Source organism: Pseudomonas grimontii, assembly GCF_007858185.1.
GTDB lineage: Bacteria > Pseudomonadota > Gammaproteobacteria > Pseudomonadales > Pseudomonadaceae > Aquipseudomonas > Aquipseudomonas grimontii.
The window spans coordinates 129,146-151,319 of record NZ_VFES01000013.1; the positions used below are offsets into that span (position 1 = coordinate 129,146).

The following is a 22,174-nucleotide window of genomic DNA, read 5'->3' on the forward strand; positions in this document are numbered from 1 at the left end:
GAGGCGGTTCGCACCTGCCTGACTATGACCTCACAGCCTGTCCAGCCTGCTTAGCCTGAACCTGAAAAAAACAAGGAGCCTCCCATGGAATCTGCGATCGACAAACACCTTAGATGCCCACGGACGTTGTCCCGCCGTGTGCCCGAAGACTACCAGCCGCCCTTCCCTATGTGGGTCGGCCGCGCCGACGAACAATTGAAGCAGGTGGCGATGGCCTACCTGGGCGTGCAGTTTCGCGGTGAGGCGCAGCGTGAGCGTGCCCTTAAGGCCATGCGCGACATCGTCAGCAGCTTCAGCCTGCCCGACGGCCCGCAGACCCATGATCTGACCCATCACACGGACAACAGTGGCTACGACAACCTGATGATCGTCGGCTACTGGAAGGACGCGGCGGCCTATTGCCGCTGGTTGCGATCAGCCCCCGTCAATGACTGGTGGGCGTCACCGGACCGCCTGCAAGACGGCCTGGGTTATTTCCGCGAAATCACCGCGCCGCGCGCCGAGCAATTCGAAACCCTGTATGCGTTCCAGGAGCAGTTGCCGGGTGTCGGCGCGATCATGGACAAGACCAGCGGCGAGATCGAAGAGCACGGTTACTGGGGCTCGATGCGCGATCGTTTCCCGACGTCCCAGACGGACTGGATGAGCCCCACCGGCGAACTGAATGTGGTGCTGGGAGACCCGGCCAAAGGTGGCCGCGTCGTCGTCATGGGCCATGACAACATCGCGCTGATTCGCTCCGGCCAGGATTGGGCTGACGCCGAGGCTGACGAGCGCTCACTGTACCTCGACGAAATCCTGCCGACGTTGCAGGACGGGATGGATTTTCTGCGCGACAACGGTGCGCCCCTGGGCTGCTACAGCAATCGATTCGTACGCAACATCGACCTCGACGGCAACTTCCTCGACATGAGCTACAACATCGGCCACTGGCGTTCGGTCGAGAAACTGGAACGCTGGGCGGAATCCCATCCCACCCACCTGCGCATCTTCGTCACCTTCTTCCGTGTGGCGGCCGGCCTGGTGAAGTTGCGGCTGTACCACGAAGTGTCGGTCTCGGACGCCAAGAGCCAGCTGTTTGAGTACATCAACTGCCATCCGCAGACCGGCATGTTGCGTGATGCAGGTGTCGCGCAAAGCTGACACTGCGTACCGCCCATTCGTCCCGATTATTTTTTGGCCCTCATCTCTAGCGCATGAGGTCGGGGCCACTTTTTGACAGGAATTTGATCATGAAGTTGAGTCGAGTCGTGCTCGTGCTGGGAATGCTGCCGTTTGTCAAAAGCCAAGCCATTGAGGTGGCACCGGGAGACTTCGAACCCCTGCCGGCGGGTGCCAATGCCCTGCTGTTTTACTACCAGCACGCTGAGCGCTCGCAGCTGTATCAGAACGGGCATAGAACCGCCGACAACGCCAAGCTCAGCTCGGACGTGGGCATCCTCCGTTACATCCACGCCATCGGCCTCTCGGACACTCTTGTCTGGGAACCGCAGGTACTGCTGCCGTTCGGCTACATGAACGCCTCGGGTGATGCGGGGGCGCTGGGCGACACCCACGGTGTGGGCGACCCCATCCTCACCGCCCCGCTTAAATGGACATTACCGACGGCAAACAAAGACGTTTTCGCCCTGGCTCCGTATCTGTACATCCCAGTCGGCAGCTACGACAAAAATGCCCCCCTGAACCTGGGTGAGAACCGCTGGCGCGCGACGTTACAAGCGGCCTACATCCACCACTTCTCAGCCCAATGGGCATTGGACACCGTTGCGGATGTGTCCTGGGTGTCGACCAACAACGACTACGGCAGGACCAGTGCGAAGCTTGAAGAAAACACCCGCTACGAATATCAGGCCGCCGTGCGCTACAACTGGACGCCAAGCACCACGTTCGCGGTCGGCGCCGGCTATGTAACGGGCGCTGCGACGCGCGTCGACGGCGTTGACCAGCACGACGGCCTTTCCACCTCCTACGGGCGCTTTACGCTCACTCACTTCATCGATCCGACGCTGCAGCTACAGGCGCAGCTGGGTCGGGACATCCAGGTTGAGCAAGGTTTCAAGGAAGGGGCACGCCTGAACCTGCGGGTGTTGAAAGTGTTCTGAGCGCGCCACCGGGCTGCGCTGTCCTGTTCAGCCAAACGAGTGTCCTGCTCAACCAAGCCGCAGTGGCAAAAGGGGCCTAATTTGTTCTGCATTGCTACCCGGAATGATCCGATCCCGAAGGTGCTGGAAGTGCCGGAACACCCTTACGCCTTGCTGCCGATCATCGATGAAATTAAGGAAAGTCATGGCCATTATTCGCCCCACGCTTGATCAACTGCAGGACCTCGCCAGCCAGTTGCACATGCAGCTGACGCCTGAGCAGGCAACGCAATACCTGGACCTGATGCAACCGAGTTTCGACGCCTACGACCTGGTCGACGAGCTGCCTGATTTCGTTCCGCCCATACGCTACGAGCGCAGTTCGGGCTATCGGCCCTCGGCCAAGGAAAACCCGCTGAACGCCTGGTACTACAGGGCTGAAGTGAACGGTGCCCGCGCGGGCCTGCTGGCCGGCAAAACCGTCGCACTGAAAGACAACATCTCCCTGGCAGGCGTGCCGATGATGAACGGCGCCGCGCCATTGGCAGGTTTCGTACCGTCATTCGATGCCACCGTCGTCACGCGTCTGCTGGATGCCGGGGTGACGATCCTGGGCAAGGCCACCTGCGAGCATTACTGCTTGTCAGGCGGCAGTCACACCTCTGATCCAGCCCCCGTACACAACCCCCATCGTCATGGTTATGCCGCCGGTGGGTCTTCCTCGGGCAGTGCGGCGCTGGTCGCCGCCGGTGAGGTGGACATGGCCGTGGGCGGCGATCAGGGCGGGTCGATCCGGATCCCGTCGTCGTTCTGCGGCACCTACGGTATGAAGCCGACCCACGGCCTGGTGCCCTACTCCGGGGTCATGGCGATTGAAGCCACGATCGACCATGTCGGCCCCATTACCGCCAACGTGCGCGACAACGCATTGATGCTGCAGGCCATGGCCGGCGCGGATGGGCTTGACCCGCGCCAAGCGGCGCCGCAGGTCGATGACTATCACAGCTACCTGGCGAAAGGCGTGCGCGGGCTCAGGATCGGCGTGCTGCAAGAGGGGTTTGCGCTTGCCAACCAAGATCCTCGCGTGGCCGAGAAAGTGCGTGACGCCATCGCCCGTCTCGAGGCGTTGGGCGCGCACGTCGAGCCGGTGTCCGTTCCCGAGCACAACCTGGCGGGGTCGTTGTGGCACCCCATCGGCTGCGAAGGCTTGACCGCGCAGATGATGCATGGCAACGGCGCGGGCTTTAACTGGAAAGGCCTTTACGATGTCGGCCTGCTGGACAAACAGGCCGGCTGGCGCGAACAGGCCGACCAATTATCCGCGTCGCTCAAGCTGTGCATGTTCGTCGGCCAATACGGAATTACCCACTACAACGGACGTTATTACGCCAAGGCGCAAAACCTCGCGCGCTTTGCCCGGCAGGGCTATGACAAGGCGCTGCACGCCTTCGACCTGCTGGTGATGCCGACCACGCCGATCATCGCCCAGCCACACCCACCGGCCGATTGCTCGATCACTGAGTACGTGGCGCGCGCGCTGGAAATGATCGGCAACACCGCACCACAAGACATCACCGGGCATCCCGCCATGTCGATTCCATGCGGGCGGGTAGACGGCCTGCCCGTCGGGCTGATGCTGGTCGCCAAACACTATGCCGAAGGCACTATTTACCAGGCCGCGGCGGCGTTTGAAGCCTCGGTGAACTGGCGCACGCTCTGAGCCTTTTACAGGCGTCGCCAGCACCCGACGAACAATAAGAAATTCAATGACTTTACAACCGCGTTGACTGATAGGAGTGACCCCATGAGTACATCTACTTCAACGCCCGGCGAAAGAGCCTGGGCATTGTTTCAAGTCCTCAAGAGCAAGGAACTCATCCCGCAGGGCTATGTCGAGCAGCTCACGCAATTGATGGAGCACGGCTGGAGCCCGGAGAACGGCGCCCGTGTGGTTGCCAAGGCATGGGTCGATCCGCAGTTCCGGGCGCTGTTGCTCAAGGACGGCACCGCTGCGTGCGCACAGTTCGGCTATACCGGCCCGCAAGGCGAATATATCGTCGCCCTGGAGGATACGCCGACGGTGAAGAACGTCATTGTCTGCAGCCTGTGCTCGTGCACCAACTGGCCGGTCCTCGGCCTGCCACCGGAGTGGTACAAGGGTTTTGAGTTCCGCGCACGCTTGGTCCGGGAGGGACGCACGGTCCTGCGCGAGCTGGGGACGGAGTTGCCCCGCGACATGGTCGTCAAGGTCTGGGATACCAGCGCCGAAAGCCGTTACCTGGTGCTGCCGGTCAGGCCTGAAGGCTCAGAACACATGACCGAAGAGCAGCTGCAAACGCTGGTGACCAAAGACGTGTTGATTGGCGTCGCCCTGCCCCGCGTTGGCTGAAAACAACACCTCATCATCGTTCACTCCCGGAGTTTTGATTATGGATGGCTTTCACGATCTCGGCGGTTTCCAAGGCTTTGGAAAAGTCCCCCACACCATCAATAGCCTGAGCTACAAACAGGTGTTCAAGCAGGACTGGGAGCATCTGGCCTACAGCTTGATGTTTATCGGTGCCGACCACTTGAAAAAATTCAGCGTGGACGAAGTGCGTCACGCCGTCGAACGCCTGGATGTTCGCCAACATGTCGGCACCCAGTACTACGAACGCTACGTCATCGCGACCGCCACCCTGCTGGTCGAAACCGGCGTGATCACCCAGGCGGAGCTGGACCAGGCCCTGGGCGCTCACTTCAAACTGGCGAACCCCGCGCATGCCGAAGGTCGCGCAGCGATCACCGGCCGGCCGCCCTTCGAGGTGGGTGACCGGGTTGTGGTGCGGGACGAGTATGTGGCCGGGCACATCCGCATGCCGGCCTACGTGCGCGGCAAGGAAGGCGTGGTCCTGCACCGCACCTCGGAAAAATGGCCGTTCCCGGACGCGATTGGCCATGGCGATGTGAGCGCCGCCCATCAACCCACCTACCATGTCGAGTTTCGCGTGAAAGACCTGTGGGGGGATGCGGCCGATGACGGTTTCGTGGTGGTCGACCTGTTCGAAAGCTACCTGGACAAGGCCGCCGGCCCGCGCGCGGTGAACCCGTGATGGACGGCGCCCAGGCAAGCCGACTGCCGGTGACGGTCCTTTCGGGCTTCCTCGGCGCCGGCAAAACCACCCTGCTCAACCATATCCTGCGCAATCGCGAAGGCCTGCGCGTGGCCGTCATCGTCAATGACATGAGCGAAGTCAACATCGATGCCGCAGAGGTGCAGCGCGATGTAGCGTTGCACCGTGGCCGCGATGAGTTGATCGAGATGAGCAACGGGTGTATCTGCTGCACGCTGCGCGCCGATTTGCTCGAGCAGATCAGTGCGCTGGCACGCCAGCAGCGTTTCGATTACCTGCTGATTGAATCCACGGGGATCTCCGAGCCGATGCCGGTCGCGGAGACGTTCGCCTTCCTTGATGCCGAGGGTTTCAGCCTCAGCGAACTGGCGCGGCTGGATACCTTGGTGACGGTGGTCGATGGCAGTCGTTTTCAGGAACTGCTCGAATCGCCGGACACCGTTGACCGCGACGACACAACGCAGGACGCGCCCAAGCGCCATTTGGCCGATCTGCTGATCGAACAGGTGGAGTACGCCAACGTCATTCTCGTCAACAAGCTGGACCTGATCGATGCGGCGCAGTACCAGGTCGTGCAAGCGATCCTCACGGGCCTCAACCCGACTGCGCGGATCATGCCGATGGCCCACGGTAACGTCGCGTTAGCCAGCCTCCTTGACACCCATCTGTTTGATTTACCCAGCCTTGCGGCGTCGCCGGGCTGGATGCAGAAAATGGACGCGGCAGACGCGCCGGCCTCCGAGTCGGACACCTATGGCGTGACGTCCTGGGTGTACCGTGAGCGCGCCCCTTTCCACCCGCAACGTTTGCTCGACTTTCTCGAGCGGCCCTGGCGCAACGGGCGCTTGCTGCGCAGCAAAGGTTACTTCTGGCTTGCCAGCCGCCACCTGGAAACCGGCCTGCTGGTGCAAAGCGGCCAGCGGTTCCAGTGGGACTATGTCGGGCGCTGGTGGAACTTCATCGAGCCGTCGCAATGGCCCCGGGATGAATATCGGCTGCAGAGCCTCATGGCCAAATGGGACAGCGTGGTCGGCGACTGCCGGCAGGAGTTGGTGTTTATCGGCCAGGGACTCGACACCGAAGCGTTACAGCGTGAACTCGACCACTGCCTGCTGAGTGCACAGGAAATCGCCGCCGGCCCAGTGGCCTGGCGGGCACTGCCGGGGGCGACAGCCTTGGACAACGGGGCCCTCTCAGTACAAACCCAACAATAAGAACCAGGTGTCGTTATGCGTGATTATCAATCTATGGCCACATCCTTCAATTACCAGCAGAGCGCCGAGCAGGCGTTGTATGGAAACCTCGCAGCCCTGAACGCCTGCGTCGAATGCTGTGACCGACACGCCCACGACGACGCCGTGGCGTTGTATTGCGAAGCGCAGGATGGCAGCGCCGCCCAATACACATTCAGCCAATTGCAGGCCCACGCTGCACGCTTCGGCAATTTTTTGCGCGAACAGGGTGTAAAACCGGGTGATCGGGTTGCCGGCCTGATGCCACGCACGGTTGAACTGCTGATTGCCATCTTGGGCACCTGGCGGGTGGGCGCGGTCTATCAACCGCTCTTCACCGCGTTTGGCCCCAAGGCGGTCGAGCAACGCTTGGGCTGCTCCAACGCGCGCTGGATCGTGACGGATGCGCAAAACCGTCCCAAGCTGGATGAGATTGCCAACTGCCCGAACGTCGTCGTCACCGGCGGCTGCCCGCAGAACCCGAGCGACTACGCGTTCTGGAGCACCCTCGATTGCCAGAGTGCCGAGTGCGAGCCGGTGCTGCTGGACGCCAGCGCGCCGTTCCTGCTGATGTGCACATCGGGCACCACGGGGCCGGCCAAACCGCTGGAAGTGCCGTTGCGCGCCATGCTGGCCTTCAAGGGTTATATGCGCGATTCGATTGGCCTGCGTGAGGACGACCGTTTCTGGAACCTGGCCGATCCCGGCTGGGCCTATGGCCTGTATTACGCGGTGACCGGCCCGCTGGCGTGTGGTCATGCCACGCTGTTCTACAACGGCCCGTTCACGGTGGAGAGTACTTGCCGAGTCATTGCCAAGTACGCAATCAGCAACCTGGCCGGCTCACCGACGGCTTATCGCTTGCTGATTGCCGAGGGCGCGGCGTTCGCCGGCGCCGTGCGCGGCTGCCTGCGTGCCGTCAGCAGTGCCGGCGAGCCGCTCAACCCACACGTCATCCGTTGGTTTGCCGAGCAACTCGGCGTGACCATTCACGATCATTACGGCCAGACGGAAATCGGCATGGTGCTGTGCAATCACCACGGTTTGCGTCACCCGGTCCGGGAGGGCTCGGCGGGTTATGCGGTGCCCGGCTACCGCATCGTCGTGCTGGACGAGGCGCATCGGGAATTGCCGGCGGGCCAGCCGGGCGTCCTGGCCGTGGATCGCGAGCGCTCGCCCCTGTGCTGGTTCGAAGGCTACTTGGGTATGCCCACTCGAGCCTTTGTAGGCCGCTATTACCTCAGCGGCGACAGTGTGGAGCTGAATGACGACGGCAGTATCAGCTTCGTCGGCCGTAACGACGATGTGATCACCACGTCCGGCTACCGCGTCGGGCCGTTCGACGTCGAGAGCGCGCTGATCGAACACCCGGCGGTGATCGAAGCGGCGGTGATCGGCAAGCCCGATCCACAGCGCACTGAGCTGATCAAAGCCTTTGTCGTACTGGGCAGCCAGTACCAGCCGAGTGCCGAGCTGGCCGAAGTACTGCGCCTGCATGTGCGGCAACGCCTGGCTGCGCATGCGTATCCCCGGGAAGTGGAGTTCGTCGACCAACTGCCCAAGACCCCCAGTGGCAAGTTGCAGCGCTTCATTCTGCGCAACCAGGAAATTGCCCGGCAGCAGGCGCTCGAGACATGACTCTACGCCGGACCCGGAACCGTCAGCGGCGCTGCTGCATGGATTGCAGAATCGCTGCCGAGATGTGTTCAAGGGGCAACTCGCGCTCCACCGCACCGAGCTTGAATGCCTCCTTGGGCATGCCGTACACCACGCAAGTCTCCTCGTCCTGGCCCAGGGTCCGGGCACCGTTGTCGTGCATTTCCTTCAGGCCCCGGGCGCCATCGTCGCCCATCCCCGTCATGATGATCCCCAGCGCGTTGCTGCCGGCGCTGCGGGCCACCGAGCGAAACAGCACATCAACCGAAGGTCGATGCCGGCTGACCGGAGGCCCGTCGACAATTTCCACCTGGTATTGGGCGCCGCTGCGCTTGAGCACCATGTGCCGGCCGCCGGGGGCGATCAGCGCGCAACCGGGGATAACCCGGTCACCGTTTTTCGCCTCCCTGACCTCGATCTCGCACAGTCGATTGAGGCGCTCGGCGAATGCAGCGGTGAAGTGTTCGGGCATGTGCTGCACGATCACAATTCCCGGACAGACCCTGGGCAAGGCGGTCAACACCAACTCCAGGGCTTGGGTGCCGCCCGTGGACGTACCGATGGCGACAATGTTCTCGGTGGTGCGCGCCATTGCCTGAGTGCCCGCCGGCAATATGACGTCGGCCGTCAGCCTTGCGGGAGCGCGCTCGCTGGATGGCACCATGCGCTTCATGTTGGCACGGGCGGCGGCCTTGACGGCCCCCGCCAATTCATCGGCACTGTCGGTCAGAAACTGGCGCAGGTTGAGTTGTGGTTTGGTCACAATGCTGACCGCGCCGGCCGCCAGTGCCTGCATGGTCGTGGCCGCGCCCTTCTCGGTCAGCGTGGAGCAGATGACCACGGGCGTGGGGCGTTCGGCCATCAACTTCTTGAGGAACGTAATGCCATCCATCCGTGGCATCTCGACGTCCAACACAATCACATCCGGCCATTGCTTGTTCATTTTGTCCATGGCAAACACCGGGTCTGCCGCCGCGCCGATAACCTCAATAGCGGGGTCTTGCCCCAGGGTCGCCGTCAGTACCTGACGTACCACGGCGGAATCATCAATGATCAGCACTTTAATAAGGCTCATGTCGCACGCTCTCCATGAGGGCTGCTGGGGGTTCACTTCAAGGCCAGGTAGTTGAGTTCAATTTCGCCGTTGGCCAGATCGAACACAATCGTTCGATAACCCACGCCTTCCACATGGAAGTGTTGACACCGCAACTGATGCAGATCGAGCAGGCGCATGGCCTGCTCGACGTTGCGCTGGCCGACGTAATCATTGTCCGAGCGCACAAGCCCCGGAAACATGTTCCCGCCGCCAAATACGCTGATCCTGAACTCCGTAGGCAGTGCCTTGATCGACTGTATTCGACCGAGCAGCAATTCCAGCGCCTCATTGCCGTAGCGGCCATCCAGGACACCCGGTTTGGCCACGCCGCGCTGCGGCACCAGGTAGTGACACATGCCCCCCAACAAGCGCCGGGGATGCCAGAACACCAATGCAACACACGACCCCAGCACCGTACGTAGCCGAATCGCACCCGAGCCGAAAAACCACTCGCCAGGGTTCAGGAACACCTCAGTGGACGTTCGGGTTTCAGGCATGTGGCCTCCGGTAGATGGAAGGCGTGACCAGTCGCAGCTGATCGGTGATGCCGTTGAGACTCTCCGAATGGCTGACCAGAAAGTACCCGCCCGGCTTCAGGTGGCTGATCAGTCGCTTGACCACTTGGACTTTGGTGTCGTTGTCAAAATAGATCATCACGTTGCGCAGGAAGATCACATCAAACATCCCCAGTTTCGGCAGCGGATTATTCAGGTTGATCGACTGGAAATCGATCTTGGCCGCCAGCGCCGGGTCGACCATGAAGCAACCGTGGTTGGCGCCGACGCCCTTGAGGCAATACTTGTTCAGCAGCGCCTCGGGGATGCCGCGCGTGCCTTCGAGGGGATAGCGCCCAAGGCGGGCCTTGTCCAACACCCGGCTGCTGATGTCCGACGCGACAATCTCCCAGGGCCGGCCGCCGAGATTGTCAGCCAGGACCATCGCCAGGGTGTACGGCTCTTCGCCGGTCGAACAGGCGCCGCTCCATATGCGCAACGGCCCGCTGCCGCGCAGTTCGGGCAACGCTACATCGCGCAGGAAATCAAAATGCTTGGGCTCGCGAAAAAAGTAGGTTTCGTTGGTCGTCAGCATGTCCACCGCCACCTGCAACTCCACGCTGTCCTTCATCAGTACCTTGTAGTAAGCGCCGTAGGTATTGAGCTTGAACACTTGCAGTCGCTTGGCCAGCCGCGCGCTCACCAACTGTTTTTTGGCATCGGACAGGCTGATGCCCGCGATTTGATAAATCAGGTCACGAAACTGCACGAACTCGGCGTCAGAGAGGATCACGTTCATAAGGACATTCCCACAGCACACTCAGGCGATCGAAGGTAGCGAAGACTCAAGGTTAGCCAGCGCATCGACCTGCTCCAGGGACAACACGCGACCGATGTCCAGCAACAGCACAAAACCGCTCTCCAGTTTGCCGATGCCCAGTAAAAAGTCGGCCCTTACATCGGTGCCGAAATTCAACGAGGGCTCGATGTCCTGATCGGCAATTTCCAGTACCTCGCTGACCGCATCGACAATGATGCCCACCGGTTTGCGCTGGGCATTGGCCTGTACCTCGATGATCACAAAGCAGGTCCTTGGGGTCTGCACCGTACGTTCGCCGCGAAAGCGCACCCCCAGGTCGAGCACGGGCACCGCCGCGCCACGCAGATTAATCACCCCGCGTATGCTGGGCGGCAGCAAGGGCACGCTGGTGATCGGTCCGTACTCAATGATTTCCCGGACGTTGAGCGTGCCCACGGCGAACATCTCCTCCCCCAGCACAAAGGTGAGGTACTGGCTCGGGCTCGAGACCGTCGCATTGCCTGGATTGTCGGTGGGTAGGGCCATGATTCACCTCGGGTCAAATACGTTTTCGTCTTCATCAGGGGCGCTTCGCACCCCAACGCGGGACAAGCCCGCTCGCCACAAAAGCCCTATCTGCCGGGGGTTCAGCGTTGAGCCAGTGTTGTGTAGATACCTATACAGACATCAGGCCGGCCATCTCATCGACACACAACACATGCTCGATCTGCAGGAGCGTGACGAACTCGCCTCGCACCTTGGTCATCCCCCGGATGAAGTCGGTGCGAATATGGTTGCCGAACGCCGGTGGGGGCTTGATATCGATGTCGAGTATCTCGATCACTTCGCTGACCGAGTCCACCACCACCCCCAGGACCTGGGATTCGCCCTCCTTCGCGGCCTCAAGGATGACGATGCAGGTACGACTGCCCAATACCGTCGTGCCCTTGCCAAAGCGTGCCTTGAGGTCCACGACCGGCACCACCGAACCGCGCAGATTGATGACCCCCCGCAGGAACGCCGGCATCATCGGTACGGTGGTCACCTGGTTGTATTCGATGATTTCACGAACACTCAGGGTATTGACCGCGTACATCTCCTGAGCCGCCAGGAAGGTCAGGTACTGCAGGGGTTCATCCACTGGCGGCGCAGGTTCGACAGCGCCCTGCCTGACCGCTGAAGTGCTCATCGGTCAGCTCCCGAAGCGGACGAAACCGCCGTCTGCCGAGCGACTGTCCTGGTCCTGCGTGGACATCGCACGGCTGATCTGGGGCATCGAGACATTGCGCCCGGCACGCTTGGTTTGCACGGTGAAAAACCCCATGAGTTCCTGCAACTGCTCGGCCTGGCCACTCATTTCCTCGGCCGTCGCCGCCAGTTCCTCGGAAGCCGACGCGTTTTGCTGAGTCAGCTGGCTCATCTGCGACATCGCACTGTTGATTTGCTCGGAACCGATGGATTGTTCTTCCGAGGCGGCGGCAATTTCCTGCACCAGGTCGGAGGTCTTGGCAATCGAGGGCACAATCTCGTCCAGCAAGTTGCCAGCGCGTTCAGCCAAGGCCACGCTGTTCTTGGCCACTTCACTGATTTCCTGTGCGGCAATCTGGCTGCGCTCCGCCAGTTTGCGCACTTCGGCCGCGACCACCGCAAAGCCTTTGCCGTGCTCACCGGCGCGCGCCGCTTCGATCGCCGCGTTGAGCGCGAGCAAATTGGTTTGGTAGGCGATGGAGTCGACGATGCCGATTTTTTCGGCGATGGTTTTCATGGCCGCCACGGTGTCCTTCACGGCACGACCGCCTTCCGACGCTTCCTTGTTGGCTTTGCCCGCCATGCCGTCGGTCACCTTGGCATTTTCGGTGTTCTGGGCAATGGACGCCGACATTTGCTCCATCGACGCCGACGTCTGTTCAACCGATGCTGCTTGCTCGGAAGCCGACTGGGCCATGCTTTGGGCGGTGGCCGAGATCTCTTCCGAGGCACTCGACAGCGAGTCCGCCGAGCCGCGCACTTCGCCGATGATTTCCGAGAGTTTTTCCACGGTGCCATTGACCGAGTGCTTCAGCTCCAGGAACTTGCCTTGGTAGTCGCCGGTAATGCTGCGGGTCAGGTCGCCGGCAGACATTGCCGACAGCACGTCCATGGCCTCGGTAATCGGCACGATGATCGCATCCAGGGAACCGTTGATCCCGACGATGATGCGGCGGAAATCGCCCTGATGCCGGGCCGCGTCAGGTCGGGTGTCCAGCTTGCCGATCAGCGCACTGTCACTGATCTGGCTGGTGTCCTCGACAAGGGCCAGGATATTGGCGCGCAGTTGTTCGATGTTTTCGTTGATAAAGGCTTTTTTGCCGGGGAACCGCTCCAAGGGCGCGGACAAATCGCCCTCGCCGAACGCGCGAATACAGGCCATGGCTTTTTTCTTCACGCTGATATGGCCGCTGACCATCTCATTGATACCCTGGCCGATATCACGGTAGGAACCTGCGAAGCGCTCGACGTCAATCATGACATCAATGTCACCTTTTTCGTGCTCGCTGGACATGTGCTGCATTTCGTTGATCAGCGCCAGGACGTTGGCGCGCAACAGCTCGATGTTTTCGTTGATAAAGGCTTTTTTGCCGGGGAATTGCTCCAGGGGCGCAGACAGATCACCGTTACCAAAGGAGCGTATGCAGGCCATGGCTTTTTTCTTCACGGCGATGTGGCCGTTGACCATATCGTTGATGCCCTGGGCCATGGAGCGGTAACTGCCATGAAAGCGGCCGGCATCGATCTGGGCGTCGATCTCGCCCTTGTCGTGTTCAGTGGACATACGGTTCATGTCCACCATCAGCTCATTCAGGCTCGTGCCCAACTGCTGCATGCTCGCCATCAGGCTGGTGGTGTCACCCGCTTTGAGCGTGACCTTTGCATTCAGCTCGCCCGCCGACAGACGTGCGGCATAGGCTTGCACCACGCCAGGTTCGGCACCGAGCCGGCGCATCAGGTTTCGCCCGAGCAAGGTGCCGACCAGGATGGTTGCGAACAGCGTCAGGCCGCTCACCAACAGGATGATGTAGCGCGCATTATTCTCGATGGCGGTGGCTTGCAATTGGCCTTTACGCCCCAGTTCCAGGTTGTATTCGCGCAAGTCACTGATGGCTGAAAGCACCGTGGTCTGCAACGCTTGGCTCGTCTCAATCAATGTGCGGGCCGAGGCAAGATCACCATCGTCGATAAGCTTGTCGAAACGCGCCTGCAAGGCAGTGAACTCAGCCAGGTGACCACGCAGTTTTTTCAACAGCGACGCGTCATGCTCGTCGGAGGTCAACTCGCCCTGATAGCGATCCAGGGTTTTGCCGATTGTGCTGAAGTTCTGTGCCACGCTGTCTGCGTAACTCGGCAGGCTATTTTTTTCCGGTTCATTCAAGCGTTGCCATTGCAAGGCGTGAAGGTCGGTGAAAGCCGCGGCGGCACGGTCGATTTCCAGCAGGCTGGGTACCGTGTTGACGTTGGCATAACTGGCGCTCGTATTGATTTCACCAGCCAGGTACAGGCTGGTGCCACCCAACACGAAGACGCCCAGCACAGCGGTGAAAACCAGCAGCATGATATTTCTGATAACAGTCATGGCGAGGAACTCCTGATGACGCTTCATTAAGTCGATAAAGGGCTCGGGATCGACCGGTGTGGGGCTTCCTTGGCTACTTGTCCTAACAAATTGGGAATATCCAGAATCAGGGCAACGGCCCCACTCCCGAGGATCGTGAATCCGCCCAGTCCATGGGCATCACCAAACACTTTGCCGAGTGGTTTGATCACGGTTTGAAACTCCCCCTGCAAGCGATCAACCACCAGGCCGGCACGCAGGCCTGCGTATTGCACAACGACAACGTTTTCGCGGTTACCTCCAGGCTCTTGCACATCAAACATGTCGCGTAGCCGCAGGATCGGCAGCACATCCCCCCTGAGGTCCAGGTAGCCGGTTCCGGCGCCCGCCTGAGGGGCCAGCTCGATGCACTCCTCGACCATGTTCAGCGGAATGACATAGGACGCCTTGCCCACGCCGATCAGGAAGCCGTCAATGATCGCCAGCGTCAGCGGCAGGCGGATGCGCACCGTCGTGCCCTGCCCCTCTTCGCTCTCGAGGCTGACGCTGCCGCGCAACGCCGTGATATTGCGCTTCACGACGTCCATGCCGACGCCACGACCGGACAGGTTGCTGACCTGGTCAGCGGTGGAGAACCCCGGCTCGAAAATCAAATTCAGAATGTCTTTGTCCGCCGGCTGTTGGCCCTCTCCCACCAAACCACGCTCACGGGCCTTGGCCAGGATCTTGTCCTTGGCCAGGCCGCCGCCGTCGTCGGACACCTCAATCACGATGCTGCCGGATTCGTGATAGGCGTTCAGGCGTACCGTGCCCTGGGCAGGCTTGCCGCGCTGGATGCGCGTCGACGCAGGCTCGATGCCGTGGTCCATGGCATTGCGCACCAAATGGGTCAGCGGGTCGCCGATGCGTTCGACGACGGTCTTGTCCAGCTCGGTCTCACCGCCGCCTATTTGCAGCACGATGTCCTTGCCCAACTCTTTGGAGACGTCCCGCACCACACGCTGGAAACGCGTAAAGGTCGCGCCGATCTGCACCATGCGCAGGGTCAGTGCCGAGTCGCGTACTTCCTCGACCAAGCGCGATAACAGGCTGGTGGCTTCGATCATCTCGCCGATGCCGCTGCGCACCGCCACCAGGTTGGCGCCGGCACCGGCGATGATCAGTTCACCGACCAGGTTGATCAGTTGGTCCAGCTTGGCGGCATCGACCCGAATCAGACTGCCTTCGTTGCTCGCTGCGGCCTTGCCGGCCTTGATCGATGGCGTCGTCGATTCCTGGGCTTCAGGCTCACTGTGCGTCTCGGCGGGCACTTGCTCAGCGTCCTGGGTGACGAGCAAGGCCTGGGCCTCGGTCAGTGTGCCGCAACGCACCAGCAGCTCAAGCAGCCCGGCATTGTCTTCGGGCAGCGCGTCGAGATGGGCGCGACACGCTTGCACCGTGGCGTGCGGTGCGAGGATCTGCACAAGCGCGTCATCGCGAACAAAATCAAAGGCACCGTCGATGACCTCCAGGGTGGCGTCGCTGGCCAGTGCGAGTTCAAACCCCAGGTAGTTGGTTTCCGCGTCCATGGCCGCCAGGGGCGGCAAGCCCTCAAACAGGGTGACGGTATGCAGCAAGCGCCCCAGCGTGCTCAGGTAACGCAGGAACGCCAAGGGGTCCATGCCATTGCGCAACACGTCGGGACCAAAGCGCAGCGACAAATGCCAATGGCCCGGACTGCCGGCGGGCTCATCCGCCGCAGACGTCGCTTGAAGGGCCGGCGCTGGGGTCGAGACCGCCGCCTCCAGATACAGCGACAGCCGCTCAATGAGTGCTTGACCCTGAGCCCGCACCGGTTCATCCAGGCGATCCAGGTTGCCATCCTCGGCCAGCAGGTCGATCAATTGGCCGATATGGTCACGCGCGTCGAGAAACAACGCACTCAGTGCCTCGTCGACACGCACTTCCAGGCTGCGTACTCGATCCAGGACGCTTTCGGCGACGTGGGTGAACTCAACAATCGGCATCAAGCCGAACAAACCGGCCGAGCCTTTGATGGTGTGGGCCACGCGGAACAGGCCGTTGATGGTGTCCAGGTCCTGCGGCGATTTCTCGATCTGCAGCAGCGCATCTTCCATTTGCAACAGAAGCTCGCGACTTTCGGCAATGAAAGTCTGCAGCACGTCATCCATGTTCATGGGCTGGGCCATACGATCACGCTCCGACCGATTGGGTGAAACACGCATTGGCGAAGTAGTCGTCAAGGCCGCTGAGGCGCAATGCTTCGCTCACCGTCGAACTCGGGTTGCTCAGCAACAGCTGGGTGCCCTCCTTGAGCGACTCGCGCTTGATGAGGATCAACAACTGCAAACCGGCACTGTCCAGCTCATCGACATTGGACAAATCCAACTCCAGTTCATGGGCCAGGGGAAACAACGACAACAGCACGTCCTTTTGCTCGGCAGCCGTGTAAATCGTCAGGGGCCCTTCCATGACCTGGATTCGACGTAGCATCGGGACGGAGCTTTTCATGCAAACCTCCTGGCCAGCGGTTGCTGGTCATCGCTATGGCAGGATTAACTTGGAGACGGCAGTCAGCATTTGTGCAGGCTGAAAGGGCTTGACCATCCAGGCCTTGGCGCCGGAGGCCTGGCCTTGCTGTTTCATCGCATCACTGGCTTCCGTGGTCAGCATGATGACCGGCGTAAACTTGTAGGCCGGCAACAGCTTGGCGGCCTTGACGAAGCTGAAACCGTCCATGTTGGGCATGTTCACGTCACTGACAATCAGGTGGATTTTGCGTCCGTCCAGTTTGCTCAGGGCGTCTTTACCATCACAGCCTTCGATCACGTCGTAACCGGCGCCTTTGAGCGTGATGCTCACCACCTGGCGGATGGAGGCCGAATCGTCGACGATCAGAATGGTTTTGCTCATCGGAACAGCTCCTCTAGAAAAAGGTGATTTCGTTGGCATCGGCCTGGGCATGTGCTTTACCACCATGAATGGCGTGTTGCTCGGGCATGGTGTAAGCCGTTGACAGCTCGTGCAGCCAACGGTCGCTGGTCATCGGCGCCAGGGTTTGTCCGCTGAGGCTCAACTCATGGCGTTCGTCCAGCTGCTGCTGCAACTTGTCCAGGTCGCGGGTAATCAAGGTCAACATCTGGCTGACGCGGTCCTGGAACTGCAGGGCAACCAGCACCTGGGCAATCTCGTCGGCGACATTGGCGCTCTGCTGCTGCACGTCATGGCTGCTGCGCACGATGGTCTGGGCGGTCGTACGAAAATGCTCGATGACCTGCGAGACCACACGCTCCGAATCGGCGAGGGTCAGGGTGTCTTGTTCGGCGTGGTGGCGGGACATTTGCACCGTACGGGCGATGGCCGCGTTGACGGTGATCACGGTTTCGCTGATCTTGCGCCCGGTCTCGCCGGACATGCTCGACAACTTGCGCACCTCATCGGCGACCACCGCAAACCCGCGACCCGCCTCGCCGGCGCGCGCAGCTTCGATAGCCGCGTTGAGGGCCAGCAGGTTGGTTTGACTGGCGATGTCACCGACAAACTTGGCCATCTGCTGAAGTTGCTCGGTGAACCCCGAGAGTTGCATGACTTCTTTGAGTTCACTCTCCTTGTTGGTGAGCGCGGCGCGCAGGGCCAGGACGATGGAGTTGAGGTCATGCTGGCCGACTTCCAGCAAGTCGACCAATTGTTGCGAGGCATCTTGACCGCCATTGCTGGACACGCTGTGGCTGATGTTTGAGGACAGCGTGCCAAAACGTTCGCTGAGCTTGAGGATGGAGGTTTCGCTGAGCGACCGGGCCGCTTCTATCTGCCGCGACCAGACCGGCAACACACTGACGCACACTTGGGCTAGACCGTTATCGACGGCCAACGTCGGCGGGATTGCCGGTGCTTGATCGAGTTGCTGTTGCAGGCGGTTCCAGTGCGCCTGGCACCTGCTGTTTGCCCACAGGCCCATGCCGATACACGTCGCAAACAACGCGGCCCCCTCGAGCTGCGACACCATGCTGAAGTTCGCGCTGTAAGCCAGCGCAAGCCCGCCAAGCAGGCCCGCAACGGCAACGGGAAACAACGTCAAAGCAGCGGAAGGGGAAGGTGTCTGTTGGCTCACGGTCTGTCTCCCTGTCAAGGCATGTCGTCACTGCCTGATCGGCAATTCGGCTGCTTGAGAGAGATACTGGCCCAATAATGGCACTGCCACCATCGGAGCATCCCTATTCTGGGGTAGGGATACCGGAAAATCGGGTAGGAAAATTCCTACCTGCGTGCGCTCATTACGAAATACCCAGGGTCATGGCAAAGCGCACGATGTCGGCGGTGGAGGCGAACCCCATCTTTTCCATCAGCCGAGTCTTGTGGGTACTGACCGTCTTGTTGCTGATGACCAACTGCTCGGCGATCTGGTTGACGCTCATGCCGTGCGCCAGCAAACGCAGGATCTGGAACTCGCGATCGGACAAGCTTTCGACAAAGGTCTGCTGCTTCAAACCGCTGCTTTGCAACGCGATCTGTTCTGCCAGCCCAGGGTCCAGGTAACGTTGACCGCTGACCACTCGACGGATCGCGACCAACAGGGTTTCGGGATCGCGGTCCTTGGTGAGGTAGCCGAGCGCACCGGCACGTAATGCCCGTTGCGCGATATGGATTTCGTTATGCATGCTCAACACCAGAATCGGCAGGTTCGGGTACTGGGCATGCAGCCGGGCAATCAGAATCTCGCCGCTGATACCCGGCATATTCATGTCGAGCAGCAACAGGTCGATTTCGACCTGACGCAACAGTTCGATCAGTTGCGTTCCACTCTCGGCTTCGGCCACGACCTGCACGTCGGCGACCAGGGTGAACAACTGCTTGAGTCCTTCGCGCATGATGGTGTGGTCATCGGCGATCAGCATGCGAATCATCAATACATATCCTTGTGCATCGGAATGAACGCCTGGACAGTCGTGCCCTGTCCGGGATGGCTGAAAATGATCACTTTGCCGCCCAGCATCAGGCCGCGCTCACGCATGCCCGCCAAGCCCAAGGTCTTGCGGCCGACGGCGTCGGGGTCAAACCCCTTGCCGTTATCCTGGACCTCCAGCAACCAGTGCGTTTCCTGCGGGGTCAGGGTCACGCTGACCTGTGTCGCCTCGGCATAGCGAGCGATATTGGTCAACGACTCCTGCACGATGCGAAATGCGGCGGTAACGTGGGTATCCGGAAGGATCAAGGGAATTAAAGGCAAGTGCAACACGCAGGGAACCCGGGTCACGGTGACGAATTCGGCGGTCAGCCATTCAAGACCGGACACCAGCCCCAGGTTCAACGCGGACGGGCGCAGGCTGGTGGAGACATCACGCACCACCTGGATCGTCTTATCGGTCAGCGCCATCAACCGCTCGACCTGAGGGGTAAGTTCAGGCGTATCGGCACCGAACTGAAACCTCAACAGCGAGATGCCCATGCGCAGTGCCGTCAGATGCTGGCCCAGTTCGTCATGGATCTCCCTGGCGATCAGCTTGCGTTCCTCTTCCCGCGCCGTTTCCCGGCGGGTCGACAGGTCGCGTAACTGGGCATTGGAATTGGCCAGGCGCCGTTCCGCAGCGCGCAGCTTGGAAATGTCGCGCCCCACGGCCAGTACACTGACGACGCGCTGGCCGTCGAGCTCTGGGACAAAATGGATCAACACCACCTTGGGCGCGTTTTTCAAACCTGACAATAAAAACTCTTGCTCCGTGGCTTTATTCTGCTGAATCACCTGGGCCACCAACTCTCGAAAAAGCTGGGCCTGGGCGTTCAGGGGGGCGACCTTATCCATGGGCATGCCTATCAGCTCCGGCCAGGCCCCGCCGACCCACTTTCTCAACTGCGCATTGACGTAGAGCACCTCCCCGCGAGCACTCAAGCGCGCGACGGCGTCCGGGCTGTTTTCTACCAGTGCGTTGATGTCGTGCTGGCGCTCCAGTTCTTTCTGCCGAGCCCTGGTCAACAGGGTCACATCGCGACAGATCACCAAGACTCGCTGGCCCGCACGCCCCGAATCGGCCACCGGCACCAAGGTAAAGTGCAGGTTGCGCACTTCACTGCGAAGCACCATCCCTTCCTCTGACTCAACCACCCGCCCAACGGCCATGCATTGTTCGTAAAGCGCCTGAATTTTCCCCGCATTCAACCGACCAAATATCGACTCCAGAGCCTCTCCGATGACATCCACATGAGGTTTTCCGAGCGCCTGTGATAACGCCGGATTGACCTCGACACACCGCAGGCCGCCAAGTGGCGTAACCTCCAGCAGGCAGAGCATATCCAAGGTATGGTCGGAAATATCCCGGTAACGGCGCTCGCGTTCCCGAAGTAACGATTCGGACCGCCAGCGTTCAATGGCAATGGCCGCAATGTGACAGGTCTGGCGCACACGCAGCAGGTCGCTCTCGTCCGGCAGAGAATCGGGCGACTGAGACAACTCGAAAGCCCCCAGGATGTGCCCCTGGTTATCCACGATGGGCTCGGACCAGAATGAAGGAAGGCCTTCTGCAAGCGTCACTGGCGAAGACTTGCGTGCCGACGACCCGAAACTTTTTGGCTCTGCAAGCGCGACGCCACAAGAACGGTGGGGCAAGGCCAGTTGAAGATAGCCCACCAGCAACGCCAGCGTTTCATCTAAAGAAGCCCCCGTGGCCATGCTTTCGAATATGCGCAGACGCGCATCTTCAAGCACTTGCTGCTTACGCAACTCAGTGATGTCGTGGGCCAGCGCCAGCACCCCCGCCACCTCACCTGAAGGGCTGCGCTCGGCCATCAGGCTGACCACACAACTCACATAATCACCACTGGGCGCGACCACCCAGCTATTCAGGAATTGAGCCGTCTCGCCTGTGGAGGCCACGTGACGCAGTTGACTCAGGTAATGGCCGGACTCCTGCGTGGGGCTGGCGCCTATCGCCTCGTCATAAGACATGCCAGTCAAGTGCAGAAACGTCGGGTTGACGTACGTACGCAACAGGTTGCGATCGTAACGAACAATGATGTTGGGTGAATTTTCCGCAAGGGTGAGGAATTTGAGCTCGCTGCCCAGCAAGGTTTCGCGAAGCTGCCAGTTCTCGGTGATGTCTTCCAGTTGGGAGACAAAACAAATCGGTTGCCCCTGGTCGTCCCGCACCAGCCCTACGGTCAAACGTACCCAGACAACCTGACCGTCGTGGTGAATGTAGCGTTTATGCAACGTGGCGCCCTGCCGTGCACCGCCCTTCAACTCTTCGATCAACTGCTTGCCCACCTCGCGGTCCTCGGGGTGGGTCAATGCCATGAATGTTGTATTTTTCAGCTGCGCTTCGCTGTAGCCCAGCAGCGTGCAAATCACGTTATTGGCCCGCAGCCAGCGACCGTCAAGCGCGACCAGCGCCAAGCCGGTACCGGACGAATCGAAAATCGATTTAAGGGGGATCTCGGAAAAGCGCTCGGCATTGGCATGAGAAGCCGGGAGTTCCACACCAGGGGTAATCTCAGCAATAAAATAGTCGTCGCGCCACGGCGTTATCGATACACCCAACCGGCCCGCTTGCCTCGTCGTCGCCTCGAAAGACACTCGGGATTTTCCATCGGCCTTTTCAAGCGCCGCATAAAAAAGCCCGTAGTCTTCAGGACGCAGCAGGGAGAGAAACTCGGCTGCGGCATCAGCAGGTACCCCATGCTGACGCTGCAACACCAAGAACGCAGGGCTCTGCACGACGACCCGGGCAGATCGATCCAGGACAACAACCGCACCCGAAAGGCAGGCAAGCACGCCCTCAAGGGTTTGCAGCACTTCCTTGTCCGCCATTACTACTCCTGCATCGGTCGACGCTTACGATCAGGCCATAAGCCGGCGTAAACACTTCAAAAGGCTTTTAGGTTCGATGACTAAAAATTGAATTACCCGACGAATACTTTCCCTGAACCGGTCATTTGAATGCATCCCCAAGCAAGGCTCACAAAAACACCTCCATACAGATAGCCCAACCAGCACCTCTGTAGCCTATCGTAGCCTCATTTACGACCTGCGCCAGCCATACCAAAGTTTATGAGCCCAATGAACGCCACGCCTCATTCTTTCGAAGGCAAGATTGCCTTGCAGCCTCTATTTCGGGCTACAC

At 60.5% G+C, this 22,174-nt stretch carries 18 protein-coding genes and 2 pseudogenes; 7 read left to right on the forward strand and 13 right to left on the reverse strand.

Features of this window, described 5'->3' with window-relative positions; genetic code table 11:
* The first annotated feature begins 84 nt into the window (after positions 1-84).
* From oxdA to FIV39_RS20530, 7 genes are all read left to right on the forward strand, one after another.
* Positions 85-1,143 (forward strand): aliphatic aldoxime dehydratase, encoded by a 1,059-nt coding sequence (oxdA, locus tag FIV39_RS20500; protein ID WP_090404671.1) that lies wholly within the window; start codon positions 85-87, stop codon positions 1,141-1,143.
* An 89-nt stretch (positions 1,144-1,232) separates the two neighbouring features.
* The gene (locus FIV39_RS20505) at positions 1,233-2,102 is read left to right on the forward strand and encodes a transporter (RefSeq protein WP_090404673.1); all 870 of its coding nucleotides are present in this window, start codon (positions 1,233-1,235) and stop codon (positions 2,100-2,102) included.
* A gap of 184 nt (positions 2,103-2,286) precedes the next feature.
* Positions 2,287-3,801: an amidase gene (locus FIV39_RS20510; protein ID WP_090404676.1), complete on the forward strand. Its 1,515-nt coding sequence runs from the start codon at positions 2,287-2,289 to the stop codon at positions 3,799-3,801.
* Positions 3,802-3,885: 84 nt separating this feature from the next.
* A complete protein-coding gene (gene nthA / locus FIV39_RS20515; protein WP_090404679.1) occupies positions 3,886-4,470 on the forward strand; it encodes a nitrile hydratase subunit alpha in 585 nt (194 codons plus the stop codon).
* A 40-nt stretch (positions 4,471-4,510) separates the two neighbouring features.
* A complete protein-coding gene (gene nthB, locus FIV39_RS20520) occupies positions 4,511-5,173 on the forward strand; it encodes a nitrile hydratase subunit beta (protein ID WP_090404682.1) in 663 nt (220 codons plus the stop codon).
* Positions 5,170-6,408, forward strand: coding sequence for a GTP-binding protein (locus FIV39_RS20525; protein WP_090404684.1), 1,239 nt, complete (start codon positions 5,170-5,172; stop codon positions 6,406-6,408). The genes nthB and FIV39_RS20525 overlap by 4 nt, the downstream gene beginning before the upstream one ends.
* 15 nt (positions 6,409-6,423) lie before the next feature.
* A complete protein-coding gene (locus FIV39_RS20530; RefSeq protein ID WP_090404687.1) occupies positions 6,424-8,064 on the forward strand; it encodes an AMP-binding protein in 1,641 nt (546 codons plus the stop codon).
* A gap of 22 nt (positions 8,065-8,086) precedes the next feature.
* Here the strand turns inward: FIV39_RS20530 and FIV39_RS20535 are convergent, their stop codons facing one another.
* The 13 genes and pseudogenes from FIV39_RS20535 to FIV39_RS20590 all read right to left on the reverse strand — a co-directional run bounded on the left by FIV39_RS20535 (position 8,087) and on the right by FIV39_RS20590 (position 21,861).
* Entirely contained in the window at positions 8,087-9,157 is a 1,071-nt protein-coding gene (locus tag FIV39_RS20535) for a protein-glutamate methylesterase/protein-glutamine glutaminase (RefSeq protein ID WP_090404690.1), read from the reverse strand.
* 32 nt (positions 9,158-9,189) lie between these two features.
* Positions 9,190-9,675 carry a chemotaxis protein CheD gene (locus tag FIV39_RS20540; protein ID WP_090404693.1) on the reverse strand — a complete coding sequence of 162 codons (486 nt, stop codon included), beginning with the start codon at positions 9,673-9,675 and terminating at the stop codon, positions 9,190-9,192.
* Complete coding sequence (locus FIV39_RS20545) at positions 9,668-10,471, reverse strand: CheR family methyltransferase (RefSeq protein ID WP_090404696.1); 804 nt, start codon at positions 10,469-10,471, stop codon at positions 9,668-9,670. Before FIV39_RS20545 ends, FIV39_RS20540 begins: the two co-directional genes overlap by 8 nt.
* Positions 10,472-10,492: 21 nt before the next feature.
* Positions 10,493-11,017 carry a chemotaxis protein CheW gene (locus FIV39_RS20550; RefSeq protein WP_090404698.1) on the reverse strand — a complete coding sequence of 175 codons (525 nt, stop codon included), beginning with the start codon at positions 11,015-11,017 and terminating at the stop codon, positions 10,493-10,495.
* Positions 11,018-11,147: 130 nt separating this feature from the next.
* Positions 11,148-11,660: a chemotaxis protein CheW gene (locus FIV39_RS20555; protein ID WP_090404701.1), complete on the reverse strand. Its 513-nt coding sequence runs from the start codon at positions 11,658-11,660 to the stop codon at positions 11,148-11,150.
* A gap of 120 nt (positions 11,661-11,780) precedes the next feature.
* Positions 11,781-12,503 (reverse strand): annotated as a pseudogene (locus tag FIV39_RS33755) (methyl-accepting chemotaxis protein); the annotation flags it as partial.
* Positions 12,504-12,563: 60 nt separating this feature from the next.
* A pseudogene (locus tag FIV39_RS33760) lies at positions 12,564-14,108 on the reverse strand (MCP four helix bundle domain-containing protein); the annotation flags it as partial.
* Complete coding sequence (locus FIV39_RS20565; protein WP_090404707.1) at positions 14,108-16,249, reverse strand: chemotaxis protein CheA; 2,142 nt, start codon at positions 16,247-16,249, stop codon at positions 14,108-14,110. The pseudogene FIV39_RS33760 and the gene FIV39_RS20565, both read right to left, overlap by 1 nt.
* 4 nt (positions 16,250-16,253) lie before the next feature.
* Positions 16,254-16,571 carry an STAS domain-containing protein gene (locus FIV39_RS20570; RefSeq protein ID WP_090404710.1) on the reverse strand — a complete coding sequence of 106 codons (318 nt, stop codon included), beginning with the start codon at positions 16,569-16,571 and terminating at the stop codon, positions 16,254-16,256.
* A gap of 33 nt (positions 16,572-16,604) precedes the next feature.
* A complete protein-coding gene (locus tag FIV39_RS20575) occupies positions 16,605-16,973 on the reverse strand; it encodes a response regulator (RefSeq protein ID WP_017846994.1) in 369 nt (122 codons plus the stop codon).
* A 13-nt stretch (positions 16,974-16,986) separates the two neighbouring features.
* The gene (locus tag FIV39_RS20580) at positions 16,987-18,066 is read right to left on the reverse strand and encodes a methyl-accepting chemotaxis protein (protein WP_390620709.1); all 1,080 of its coding nucleotides are present in this window, start codon (positions 18,064-18,066) and stop codon (positions 16,987-16,989) included.
* Positions 18,067-18,334: 268 nt separating this feature from the next.
* On the reverse strand, positions 18,335-18,964 hold the full coding sequence (locus FIV39_RS20585; protein WP_090404713.1) for a response regulator: 630 nt from the start codon (positions 18,962-18,964) through the stop codon (positions 18,335-18,337).
* Positions 18,964-21,861, reverse strand: coding sequence for a PAS domain-containing sensor histidine kinase (locus FIV39_RS20590; protein ID WP_090404715.1), 2,898 nt, complete (start codon positions 21,859-21,861; stop codon positions 18,964-18,966). Before FIV39_RS20590 ends, FIV39_RS20585 begins: the two co-directional genes overlap by 1 nt.
* Positions 21,862-22,174: the final 313 nt, after the last annotated feature.

Coding starts and splice junctions, on each gene's coding strand:
- FIV39_RS20555 (WP_090404701.1), bottom strand. CDS start 11,660: ATGAGCACTTCAGCGGTCAGGCAGGGCGCTGTCGAACCTGCGCCGCCA.
- oxdA (WP_090404671.1), top strand. CDS start 85: ATGGAATCTGCGATCGACAAACACCTTAGATGCCCACGGACGTTGTCC.
- FIV39_RS20505 (WP_090404673.1), top strand. CDS start 1,233: ATGAAGTTGAGTCGAGTCGTGCTCGTGCTGGGAATGCTGCCGTTTGTC.
- FIV39_RS20565 (WP_090404707.1), bottom strand. CDS start 16,249: ATGGCCCAGCCCATGAACATGGATGACGTGCTGCAGACTTTCATTGCC.
- FIV39_RS20540 (WP_090404693.1), bottom strand. CDS start 9,675: ATGCCTGAAACCCGAACGTCCACTGAGGTGTTCCTGAACCCTGGCGAG.
- FIV39_RS20545 (WP_090404696.1), bottom strand. CDS start 10,471: ATGAACGTGATCCTCTCTGACGCCGAGTTCGTGCAGTTTCGTGACCTG.
- FIV39_RS20580 (WP_390620709.1), bottom strand. CDS start 18,066: ATGGTGTCGCAGCTCGAGGGGGCCGCGTTGTTTGCGACGTGTATCGGC.
- FIV39_RS20550 (WP_090404698.1), bottom strand. CDS start 11,017: ATGGCCCTACCCACCGACAATCCAGGCAATGCGACGGTCTCGAGCCCG.
- nthB (WP_090404682.1), top strand. CDS start 4,511: ATGGATGGCTTTCACGATCTCGGCGGTTTCCAAGGCTTTGGAAAAGTC.
- FIV39_RS20575 (WP_017846994.1), bottom strand. CDS start 16,973: ATGAGCAAAACCATTCTGATCGTCGACGATTCGGCCTCCATCCGCCAG.
- FIV39_RS20530 (WP_090404687.1), top strand. CDS start 6,424: ATGCGTGATTATCAATCTATGGCCACATCCTTCAATTACCAGCAGAGC.
- FIV39_RS20535 (WP_090404690.1), bottom strand. CDS start 9,157: ATGAGCCTTATTAAAGTGCTGATCATTGATGATTCCGCCGTGGTACGT.
- FIV39_RS20570 (WP_090404710.1), bottom strand. CDS start 16,571: ATGAAAAGCTCCGTCCCGATGCTACGTCGAATCCAGGTCATGGAAGGG.
- FIV39_RS20585 (WP_090404713.1), bottom strand. CDS start 18,964: ATGATTCGCATGCTGATCGCCGATGACCACACCATCATGCGCGAAGGA.
- FIV39_RS20510 (WP_090404676.1), top strand. CDS start 2,287: ATGGCCATTATTCGCCCCACGCTTGATCAACTGCAGGACCTCGCCAGC.
- FIV39_RS20590 (WP_090404715.1), bottom strand. CDS start 21,861: ATGGCGGACAAGGAAGTGCTGCAAACCCTTGAGGGCGTGCTTGCCTGC.
- nthA (WP_090404679.1), top strand. CDS start 3,886: ATGAGTACATCTACTTCAACGCCCGGCGAAAGAGCCTGGGCATTGTTT.